The 10,610-nt window shown below is 50.8% G+C and carries 8 protein-coding genes and 1 tRNA gene; 2 read left to right on the forward strand and 7 right to left on the reverse strand.

Going from position 1 to position 10,610, the window contains the following annotated elements; genetic code table 11:
* Together lon and lonB are read right to left on the reverse strand one after the other, a co-directional pair.
* The coding region (gene lon / locus HMPREF9412_RS05625) for an endopeptidase La (protein WP_009590418.1) at positions 1-1,884 on the reverse strand (1,884 nt) is incomplete at its 3' end.
* A gap of 84 nt (positions 1,885-1,968) precedes the next feature.
* Positions 1,969-3,678, reverse strand: a complete 1,710-nt coding sequence (gene lonB, locus HMPREF9412_RS05630; protein WP_441295359.1) for an ATP-dependent protease LonB — start codon at positions 3,676-3,678, stop codon at positions 1,969-1,971.
* Positions 3,679-3,850: 172 nt separating this feature from the next.
* Here lonB and HMPREF9412_RS05635 point away from each other — a divergent pair, with 172 nt between their 5' ends.
* Positions 3,851-4,066 carry a hypothetical protein gene (locus HMPREF9412_RS05635; protein WP_009590409.1) on the forward strand — a complete coding sequence of 72 codons (216 nt, stop codon included), beginning with the start codon at positions 3,851-3,853 and terminating at the stop codon, positions 4,064-4,066.
* 207 nt (positions 4,067-4,273) lie between these two features.
* Here the strand turns inward: HMPREF9412_RS05635 and ispG are convergent, their stop codons facing one another.
* From ispG to HMPREF9412_RS05660, 5 genes are all read right to left on the reverse strand, one after another.
* On the reverse strand, positions 4,274-5,383 hold the full coding sequence (gene ispG / locus HMPREF9412_RS05640; RefSeq protein WP_009590416.1) for a flavodoxin-dependent (E)-4-hydroxy-3-methylbut-2-enyl-diphosphate synthase: 1,110 nt from the start codon (positions 5,381-5,383) through the stop codon (positions 4,274-4,276).
* Between the two features lie 114 nt (positions 5,384-5,497).
* Positions 5,498-6,763, reverse strand: a complete 1,266-nt coding sequence (gene clpX, locus HMPREF9412_RS05645) for an ATP-dependent protease ATP-binding subunit ClpX (protein WP_009590414.1) — start codon at positions 6,761-6,763, stop codon at positions 5,498-5,500.
* A 14-nt stretch (positions 6,764-6,777) separates the two neighbouring features.
* Entirely contained in the window at positions 6,778-7,368 is a 591-nt protein-coding gene (gene clpP / locus HMPREF9412_RS05650) for an ATP-dependent Clp endopeptidase proteolytic subunit ClpP (protein WP_009590407.1), read from the reverse strand.
* A gap of 274 nt (positions 7,369-7,642) precedes the next feature.
* Entirely contained in the window at positions 7,643-8,965 is a 1,323-nt protein-coding gene (tig, locus tag HMPREF9412_RS05655) for a trigger factor (protein WP_009590413.1), read from the reverse strand.
* A 145-nt stretch (positions 8,966-9,110) separates the two neighbouring features.
* Complete coding sequence (locus tag HMPREF9412_RS05660; protein WP_009590411.1) at positions 9,111-9,953, reverse strand: hypothetical protein; 843 nt, start codon at positions 9,951-9,953, stop codon at positions 9,111-9,113.
* 358 nt (positions 9,954-10,311) lie between these two features.
* Here HMPREF9412_RS05660 and HMPREF9412_RS05665 point away from each other — a divergent pair.
* Positions 10,312-10,385 (forward strand) — tRNA-Arg (locus tag HMPREF9412_RS05665).
* Positions 10,386-10,610: the final 225 nt, after the last annotated feature.

A 10,610-nucleotide genomic window follows, 5' to 3' on the forward strand; every position in this document is an offset into this window, starting at 1 on the left:
GCCCGTCAGCGTCAGCTTGCCGGTACCAGGCACCACGGTTACCTCAATGGTCAGCGTTTCGCCGCCCACTTCCGTCCATGCGAGCCCCGTAACCGTACCCACTTGATCTTCAAGCTCGGCCATGCCGTAACGAAACTTCGGAATGCCGAGATAATCCTTGATATCGGCAGCCTTGATCTCGATGGATTCCGATTGCTGGGTCACGATCTGCTTGGCGGCTTTGCGGCATAGCGCCGCCACTTGCTGCTCTAGATTCCGCACGCCGGATTCGCGGGTATATTCCCGGATCACCTTCATCAGCGCTTCCTCATCCAGAATCAGCTGCTCAGGCTCAAGCCCATGCTCGCTCTTCTGCTTGGGCAGCAAGTAACGGTTGGCGATTTGGAGCTTCTCCAGCTCCGTATACCCCGGAATGTTCAGCACTTCCATCCGGTCCAGGAGCGGTCTTGGAATGTTATGAAGCACGTTCGCCGTCGTGACAAACATAACGTTGGACAGGTCAAAAGGAATTTCCACGAAATGATCGCTGAACGTATTGTTCTGCTCTGGATCGAGCACTTCAAGCAGTGCGGAAGACGGGTCCCCGCGGAAATCGGATGCCATCTTGTCGATTTCATCCAGCAGGAACACGGGATTCATCGAGCCCGCTGTTTTCATGCCTTGAATGATGCGGCCCGGCATAGCTCCGACATAAGTGCGCCGGTGACCGCGAATTTCCGCCTCGTCCCTTACCCCGCCTAAAGAGACGCGAACGAACTTGCGCTCCAGGGAACGGGCGATGGACCGGGCAAGCGATGTTTTACCGACGCCCGGAGGGCCGACCAGGCACAAAATAGGCCCCTTCATCTTCTTCACCAGCTTCTGGACCGCCAAATATTCCAGCACGCGTTCTTTCGGCTTCTCGAGACCGTAATGATCCTCGTCCAGCACTTGCTCCGCTTTGACGATGTCCAGATCATCCTCGGTTTTGTTCATCCACGGCAGCGCCAGCAGCCAATCCACATAGTTCCGGATAACGCCGCCTTCCGCAGAGCTCGCCGGCATTTTCTCGAGTCGGTCAATTTCCTTCTCTACCTTCTCCTGGACGCGTTCAGGCAGTTCAAGCTCCTGAAGCTGACTTCGGAGCTCCTCTACTTCCCCGGCACGGCCTTCCTTGTCGCCAAGCTCTTTCTGAATGGCCTTCATCTGTTCGCGCAAATAGTATTCCTTCTGGGTCTTCTCCATTTGCTTCTTGACCCGCTGGTTGATCTTGCGCTCCAGCTCCAGCACTTCGCGCTCGTTATTCAGTATATCTAGAAGTTTCTCGAGCCGTTTGCGAACGTCGATTGTTTCGAGAATTTCTTGCTTATCCTTGATCTTCAGCGACAAATGACTCGTAATGACGTCCGCCAGCCGTCCTGGCTCATCGATATCGGAAACGGCCGCCAGTGTCTCAGGCGTCACTTTCTTCGACAGATTGATATAATTCTCAAACTGAGACAGTACGGTTCGCATTAATGCGGAGACTTCAGGATCATGGTTCTCCCCTTCGGGAAGCTCCCGAGCGATGACCTCGTAGTATTCCTCTTGATCCGTATATTCAATAACTTCCGCCCGTTCCATACCCTCCACTAGCACACGTATGGTACCGTTTGGAAGCTTAAGCATCTGGCGTACATTCGCAACTGTGCCAATCCGAAAAATATCATCCTGCGTCGGTTCTTCAATGTTCACTTCCGATTGAGAACATAGGAGAATCAAATTGTCTTCAACCATCGCCTTTTCTAAAGCCTTTACCGATTTCTCCCGGCCTACGTCCAAGTGAAGCACCATGCTTGGATAGACCAGAAGACCTCTTAAAGGCAGTAAAGGAAAACGACGACCTTTGGATTTACTGGGTCCCATCGCTTTCGCACCTCCAATGGCTCTCAATGTTGACACTATTCCTATTTTATCAAATCTGCGTATAAAAAACCAACTATACGAGGCTTAACATCCTCCGGCATCCGTTATTTTTCCGTTGCGCGGAGGCGTGGCCTGCAGCAATGAAGCGGAAGAGGATGGAAATACCTCGTTTCCGGGAAGCTGTATCACCTCCGGAGCAAACGTACCGCCAAAGATATGCCCGAAAACTTCATCCACCGATTCCACCGGAATCACCCGCAAGCCCCCGCTCAAATCCTGGAACAAGGTCTGCCAATTGTCTTTGGGGATGATCACGCGGGTCGCGCCTGCCTGGAATGCCGCCTCCACCTTGGCGATGACTCCGCCAATCGGTTTCACTTTTCCATGGATGCTTATCTCGCCGGTCATCGCTACCTTGTTATCAACTTCAATCCCTTTGATGGCCGACACGATGGCCGTGGCCATCGCAATGCCGGCGGAAGGGCCGTCGATCGGCGTTCCTCCGGGGAAATTGATATGCAGGTCATAGTTTTTGGGCGTGAAGCCCATCGAGCCCAGCACGGTCAGCACATTCTCGATCGAGCCTTTGGCCATGCTCTTGCGGCGCAGCTTGCGCGAGCCTCCGCCAAATTCCTCTTCATCCACTACCCCGGTGATATTGTAGGTACCCCGGCCCTCCTCGACAGGAACCGCAGATACTTCAATTTCTAGCAGAGCCCCCATATTCGGGCCATATACGGCCAATCCGTTAACGACCCCAATCTGCGGCTTCTCCGGTATTTTCCGGTCGGGCCTTGGCTGCAGCTGGCTGCTGCTGGCCACCCATTCCACATCCGCCGCGCGCAGGGCATCTCGCTTCTCGGTCAATGCCAGGCCGGCCGCCAATTGAATCATATTGACCGCTTCCCGGCCGTTGGAGCAGTACTGCTTCACGACTTCTACCGCTTCCGGCGGAGCGTTCAGGCCAATCTTCTGAATGGCATCCTCCGCAATCTTGCCGATTTCTTCAGGCAGAAGAGGACGGAAAAAAATCTCCATGCAGCGCGAGCGAAGTGCAGGAGCAATCTCTTCCGGCGAACGTGTCGTAGCACCTACCAGGCGGAAGTCCGCCGGAAGCCCATTTTGAAAAATATCGTGAATATAAGCGGGCGTATTGGCATCCTCTGAATTATAATATGCGCTTTCCAGCAGCACCTTGCGGTCCTCCAGCACTTTTAAAAGCTTATTCATCTGGATTGGATGCAATTCCCCAATTTCGTCAATAAACAGGATTCCCCCATGGGCCTTGGTCACCGCGCCAGGCTTCGGCTGAGGGATGCCTGCCACCCCCATGGCGCCGGCGCCTTGGTAAATCGGATCATGAACAGAACCGATGAGCGGATCGGCAATTCCACGTTCATCGAAACGGGCCGTCGTTGCGTCGATCTCCGTGAATTTCGCGTCGTATTTAAACGGCGATTGCGGGTTCTTCTTGGCTTCCTCCATCACCACGCGGGCAGCAGCGGTCTTACCGACCCCCGGAGGGCCGTATACGATGACATGCTGAGGATTCGCGCTGCATAGCGCGGCCTTTAAGGCACGCAAGCCGTCCTTTTGCCCCACGATGTCATCCATGGTTTGCGGCCTTGTTTTCTCGGCGAGCGGTTTCGTTAACGAGATTGACCGGAGTTTGCGGAGTTTATCGAGCTCCTTGCGCGATTCCCGGTCCACCGCTGTTTTGCTTGTCTTCTGTCCACGCAATAAATTCCAAAAATAAATGCCGATGATGACTGCAAAAAACAGCTGCACCAGCATAATCACGATACTTAAATTCACAAGTCATTCCTCCTGTACTCCATTATGTCTTCATCCAAACGTTAATACATGGTAGTATTGCCGATTCCTCGGATGGTAAAACGCTGGAGGCGGAAAAGTATCAAAAAGTGGATGGAGACGCTTAGGTGAGCCACTTAAGTGAGACGCTCCAATGAGACGCTCCGCGTACGTATCGTTCCTCCAATCGCTGTTGTTTCCGAATTTCATGAATGAGAATAGTAATGTAGAAATTCGGCAACAAAGGCGACCGCTTCGCTTCTCCGGAATCGATTCGTCCGCTCCGCTGGTGCGGCGCATGGCATCCTTCTTCATCGTGGGGGGGTGGGGAGAGGGTAGAGCTGAGCTTCATTATCAGAAGCTCGGTTAGGAGCGATTATACTTGGAACAACAGAAAGCATAATTGCAACTTTAGAAAAATATTAGACCGCTTAAAAATACATTCATATAAATTTGAACCACACATCACCTAAGACCCTGTGCTTCCTTAGAAAACAACAAAACGGCAGTCTCTTGTAACAGAGACTGCCGTTTTTATTAGATTGGAACTGCATTTATGATAACTTAGTCATCAAGCTCAGACCGTGGATTTGTGCTTGCGGCCCGGGATTTCGCCGGTTTCCTCGTACACCTTCACGATATGATCGATTTCTTTCTTAAGCTCTTCCACCATGGTGGCTTCCGGAACTTTGCGGATCATCTCTCCGTAACGGAAGAGCAAACCTTCCCCACGAGCGCCGGCAATACCGATGTCGGCTTCTCTGGCCTCACCGGGACCGTTCACGGCGCAGCCTAGGACTGAAACCTTGATCGGAACTTTAATCTTCGAGATATACTCCTCCACCTCATTGGCGATGGAGAACAAATCGATATCCAGCCGTCCGCAAGTCGGGCAAGATACCAAGGTTGCCGCATCCGAGATTAGACCGAAGGATTTTAGAAGCTCCCGGCCCACCTTGATCTCTTCCACCGGATCGGCACTCAATGAAATACGCATCGTGCTGCCGATGCCTAGGGACAACAGCGCCCCAAGACCGGCCGCGCTCTTCACGGTACCCGAGAAGAGGGTGCCTGCTTCGGTAATTCCCAGATGAAGCGGGTACGGAATCACTTCCGCCGCCTTGGTGTACGCCGCGATGGCCATCGGCACATCAGACGCTTTAAGCGAAACGATGATATCGTGGAAGTCCAGTTCTTCCAAGATGCCGATATGATACAGGGCGCTTTCTACCATGGCTTCCGGTGTCGGATACCCGTATTTCTCAAGAAGGTGATTCTCCAGGGAACCGGCATTCACCCCGATCCGAATCGGAATCCCCTTCTCCTTGCATGCCTTCACGACGGCTTCGACCTTTTCGCGCTTACCGATGTTCCCGGGATTGATCCGGACCTTATCGATACCGTTCTCGATCGCCATCAGGGCGAGCTTATAGTTAAAATGAATATCCGCCACGAGCGGGATATGAATGCGTTTCTTGATTTCTTTGATGGCAGCAGCTGCTTCCTCATTGTTTACCGTTACCCGGACGATCTGGCATCCCGCTTCCTCCAGGCGCAGTATCTCGGCAACGGTTGCCTCCACGTCTGCTGTTTTGGTGGTGCACATGCTTTGAATAATGACTTCGTTCTTTCCCCCAATGGTAAGGTTCCCCACCTTGACGGGCCGTGTGTCTTGTCTCAAAAACATGGTACGATCTCTCCCATATAACGCCAAAGCTCCACTCCAGCAAAGCCCATTTGGGCATAACTGGAAGTGGAGAATCAGCGTAGATTTATTCCACGTCTAAAACGCTATAACGCATTAGGCGCTTTCTTCTTGTTTCTTGTCGTCTTCGTTAGCTTTGGTTTGAAGCTCAGGAATCACTTTATCCCGAACGACCTGCTCCGTAATGACGCAATCCTTGATGTCATCTCTGGACGGCACTTCATACATCACGTCAAGCATGATGCTTTCGATGATGGAGCGCAGTCCGCGAGCACCCGTGTTGCGCTTAATGGCTTCGCGGGCAATCGCTTCAAGTGCGCCCGGCTCAAACTTGAGGTTTACGTTATCAAACTCAAGCAGCTTTTGGTACTGTTTGGTCAGCGCGTTTTTAGGCTCGGACAGAATACGGACCAATGTCGCCTCATCCAGCGGCTCGAGCGTGGACACGACCGGCAGACGGCCGACGAATTCCGGAATCAATCCGAATTTCAACAGATCCTCCGGCAGAACCATCGTCAGGTATTCACCTGGCTTAAGATCCTTTTGGCTTTCTCCGGATGCATTAAAGCCGATGACCTTTTTGCCGATCCGGCGTTTGATGTACTGCTCCAAACCGTCAAACGCACCGCCGCAAATGAACAGAATGTTCGTAGTATCGATCTGGATGAATTCCTGATGCGGATGCTTGCGTCCACCTTGCGGCGGCACGGAAGCAACGGTTCCCTCCAGAATTTTCAGGAGAGCCTGCTGAACACCTTCACCGGAAACGTCACGCGTAATGGACGGGTTCTCCGATTTGCGGGCTACTTTGTCGATCTCATCAATATAGATAATGCCGCGTTCTGCTTTTTCCACGTCATAATCCGCAGCTTGAATCAGCTTCAGCAGAATGTTCTCAACATCCTCACCCACATAACCGGCTTCGGTCAGCGAGGTTGCGTCTGCAATAGCAAACGGCACGTTCAAAATTTTGGCCATCGTTTGCGCAAGCAAGGTTTTACCGGAACCTGTAGGTCCGAGCAGCAAAATATTACTCTTTTGCAATTCGACGTCCTCGATTTTGCTCTGGGTATTGATGCGCTTGTAGTGATTGTAAACGGCAACCGAGAGAGATTTCTTGGCTTGATCCTGTCCGATTACGTATTGATCCAGGATATCGCGGATTTCACGCGGTTTCGGAATATCCTTCAGATCCACTTCTTCCTCGTGTCCGAGCTCTTCCTCTACGATCTCCGAACACAAGTCGATGCACTCGTCACATATATAAACACCGGGCCCCGCAACCAGCTTGCGGACCTGCTCCTGCGATTTGCCGCAGAAGGAGCACTTCAGCTGCCCTTTGTCATCGTTAAATTTAAACATGCTAATACCACCCCTTAAGATTTGGTCGGTGAAGACAGAACATCATCAATAATACCGTACGCCTTCGCTTCCTCCGCGCTCATGAAAAAGTCGCGGTCTGTATCGCGTTCGATTTTTTCAAGGGGCTGACCCGTGCGCTCCACATAGATTTGATTCAGTTTTTGTCTGGTCTTGATGATCCAATCTGCATGGATTTGGATATCGGATGCCTGACCTTGAATGCCTCCGAGCGGCTGATGAATCATCACCTCACTGTTCTCGAGAGCATAGCGTTTGCCTGGCGCTCCTGCAGTAAGCAACAATGATCCCATGCTGGCGGCCATGCCGACGCAAATCGTGGATACATCAGGCTTGATCAACTGCATCGTATCATATATACCCATCCCGGCCGTTACCGAACCGCCAGGGGAATTGATGTACAAAGAGATGTCTTTTTCCGGATCTTCCGCAGCCAGAAACAGAAGCTGGGCAATAACAAGATTGGCAACATCGTCATCGATCGCACTGCTGAGGAATATAATGCGATCCTTCAGTAATCTTGAGTAGATATCGTAAGATCTTTCGCCTCGACTGGTTTGTTCAACAACCATAGGTACAAGACTCATGCGACCAACCTCTTTTCCTTGAAAAATATACTACAGCGTTACAAAAGTTATTCTAACATGTTCAAAGCACGATGTCATTTTTTAACCCTGTTTACATTCTATGAACTTGCCAAGAATTATATCCTGCCAACTTGTCTCATTATGTATGTCGAAATTTATAACCAATTCATGTCACATTTAGTAGTAAATTGGCTATTCTTAGTTAAAAATAAGGCACGCATGAAATGTACGTGCCTTATCTAATGTGAGGGCAGCTTCGGCAGCCGCCTATTTATTATTCTTCAGTTGCTTCTTTTTTCTCAACAGGAGCGCCTTCTACGCTATTTTCCAGCAAGAAGTCGATCGTTTTGCGAAGTAGCAGTTCTTCACGAAGGCTGTCGAGGGAACCGTTAGCGCCGAGGATGCTGCGGATTTCATCAGCGGAACGCTTGTACGTATCAGCCATGTTTTCCAGCTCTTTGTTGATTTCTTCTTCGGATACTTCAAGTTTCTCTTCCTTCGCGATTTGCTCCAGCACGAGGTTGTTGCGAACGCGCTTTTCAGCATCGTCCTTCATTTGGCCTTCCAGATCGGCATTGGTTTGGCCGGAGAAGCTCAGGAACATTTCCAGGTTCATGCCTTGCTGGCGAAGACGGTTATCGAAATCGCGCATCATGTTTTGAACTTCGGATTGAATCATGGCTTCCGGAATTTCAACTTCAGCGTTTGCTGCTGCTTTTTCAACAGCTTCGTTCTCACGAACGCCTTGGGCTTCTTGCTCTTTGCGAGTCAGCAATTGCTTCTTCAGATCTTCCTTGTACTCATCAAGCGTATCGAATTCACTAACGTCTTTAGCGAATTCATCATCCAGCTCAGGAAGCTGTTTGCGTTTGATTTCGTGCACTTTCACTTTGAAGACGGCTTGTTTGTTAGCCAATTCTTCAGCATGGTAAGTTTCAGGGAAGGTTACTTCCACGTCTTTGAAGTCTCCTGTAGCCATACCGATGACTTGGTCTTCAAAGCCTGGAATGAACGTGTTGCTTCCAAGCTCAAGGGAATAACGCTCAGCTTGTCCACCTTCGAAAGGAACGCCGTCAACGGAACCGTCGAAGTCGATTACAACGATATCGCCAGACTGGGAAGCACCTTCGTCGATAACGGTAAGCTCAGCATGACGTTGTTGCAGACGCTCAAGCTCTTCGTTCAGTTCCTCTTCGGAAACTTCTGCAGCTACTGCAGCTACTTCAACGCCTTTGTATTCGCCAAGCGTAACTTCCGGCTTCACGGTTACTCTAGCTTTGAACTTGAAAGTTTCTCCTTTAGCGAACTGCTCGATGTCCACTTCCGGACGATCCACAGGGAAGATATCCGCTTGTTCTACAGCTTCGCCGTATACTTCCGGAAGAAGGATGTCGATTGCATCCTGATACAGGCTCTCTACGCCAAAACGCGCTTCAAAGATCGGCCGAGGCACTTTACCTTTACGGAATCCAGGTACATTTGCTTTTTTAGCTACTTTATTAAAAGCCTTGTCGAGAGCGGATGCAACGCGCTCCGCATCAACCTCAACGTCAAGAACGCCAAGGTTCTTCTCTATTTTTTCCCAAGTTGCTTTCATTTATGCTTTCCCCTCCAAAATAATTCACGTGGTCGACGCAATAATGTATCACGTACCGAATAACCACTATAGTATAAACAACATTAAATCCTTTTTCAAGGGCGAACCCTTATGCCTCGACACCGTAAACGTTTTCCAGCTCTGGCTAATCTTCCACGCCTGCAGCGACGAATTGCTTGAGAGATCGATAGGCTCCCTCATAGCGGAACCGCATGGTGTCCGTGATGCCGTAAAGCGGGCGGATTTCCTCCTCATTGCGAAAGCCTTTCAGGCTCTCCGACACGATGTCATGCAGCGCTGCGGCCCATATATCGAGCGTGGCTTCTTCTTCGTCCAGCATGGAATGGTAATCCTCCGTGCCGTAAATCGCCATGATGAACTGGGACCATAATTCCTGGGCAAAATAAAACAGCGTCGGCTCATGAACCTCGGTCTGATCCGCAACGCGCTCCAAAATCCTCGTAATCGCGTCCGGGAAGCCTCCCGGATCTAAGGGAACCGTATCGATCTCGATCTCAACGGCTTCCTGCCCGCGATGAAGGCTTACGTGCCCTTCCATCCCTCTTCTCCGGAGCGTTTGCAGCACCCGGAATTGCAGCAGGGGATGAAGCGGCGTATCATGCAGCCATTCGACCAGAATCGCGTCGATCTCCGGACGGTCCAGATAAGCGAGCTGTTCCAGCGCCAAAATGGTCTGCTCCGTCAGCGGCCCGGTCATGACCGAAGCCAGCAGCTTGTCGGCGTATCCGGCATCCTGGGCAACCTTGTCCCTGACCATCTGTCTGGCCATCTCGGACTCGTCCGGATCATCCTCGTCAGGCTCAGCATCGAAATCGACCGAACGGGGTATGGCCTGTTCCGGAAATGCAGCTTCAAGCCATTCGAGGAGCGAGTTCCACTCTTCATAGTGCCGTTCGTTCTGTCCCCCGCACTTCAGCAGAAAACGCAGCACTTCCATCGCTTCGCCGTAACGTTCGTTCTCGAGCATAACCGTAAGCTGAATCTGGTAATAATCCAGCGTCTTCGGAAACAGGATGATGTTCTTATCCTCTTGTTCTTGGGAGTAAGAGTCCTTGATAAGGACACCTCCTTTCTGGTCCTGTTTTTCGTATTCGTTGATTATAGCATATGTACTGCCAAGTTTAAAAAAGGTCGTAACAGCTTGCGTGCATCATGCCCTTGGCAACATAAAGTTGGCAAATCCCATTTTCGGGCGTATATTTTATCAATATAACCCGATATGTTACTCGAATAATCTTGCGAATCAAAAAACTTTATATCATAAAATAATGATTGAATTTCTTCTGTGCATGTGATAATATATTTTTTGCTTGAAAAAATTCTATGTCCCAGTAGCTCAGCTGGATAGAGCAACGGCCTTCTAAGCCGTCGGTCAGGGGTTCGAATCCCTTCTGGGACGTAAAAAGGCACCGCCTCTTAGAGGCGGTGTTTTTGCGTTCCATGGGGATGAGAACCCCACATGGGGGTTCGTCGGAGCACACGCTTCGGTAGGACTGCTTCGCAGTCGGCCTGGAAGGCCGCATCCCTTCTGGGACGTATAACGGTGTTTTTTTATGTCCCGTGAGGATAAGAACCCCACATGGGGGTTCGTCGGAGCTTACGCTTCGTTAGGACTGCTTCGCAG

Origin of the sequence: Paenibacillus sp. HGF5, from assembly GCF_000204455.1 — a bacterium.
GTDB classification, from domain to species: Bacteria; Bacillota; Bacilli; order Paenibacillales; family Paenibacillaceae; genus Paenibacillus_AQ; species Paenibacillus_AQ lautus_A.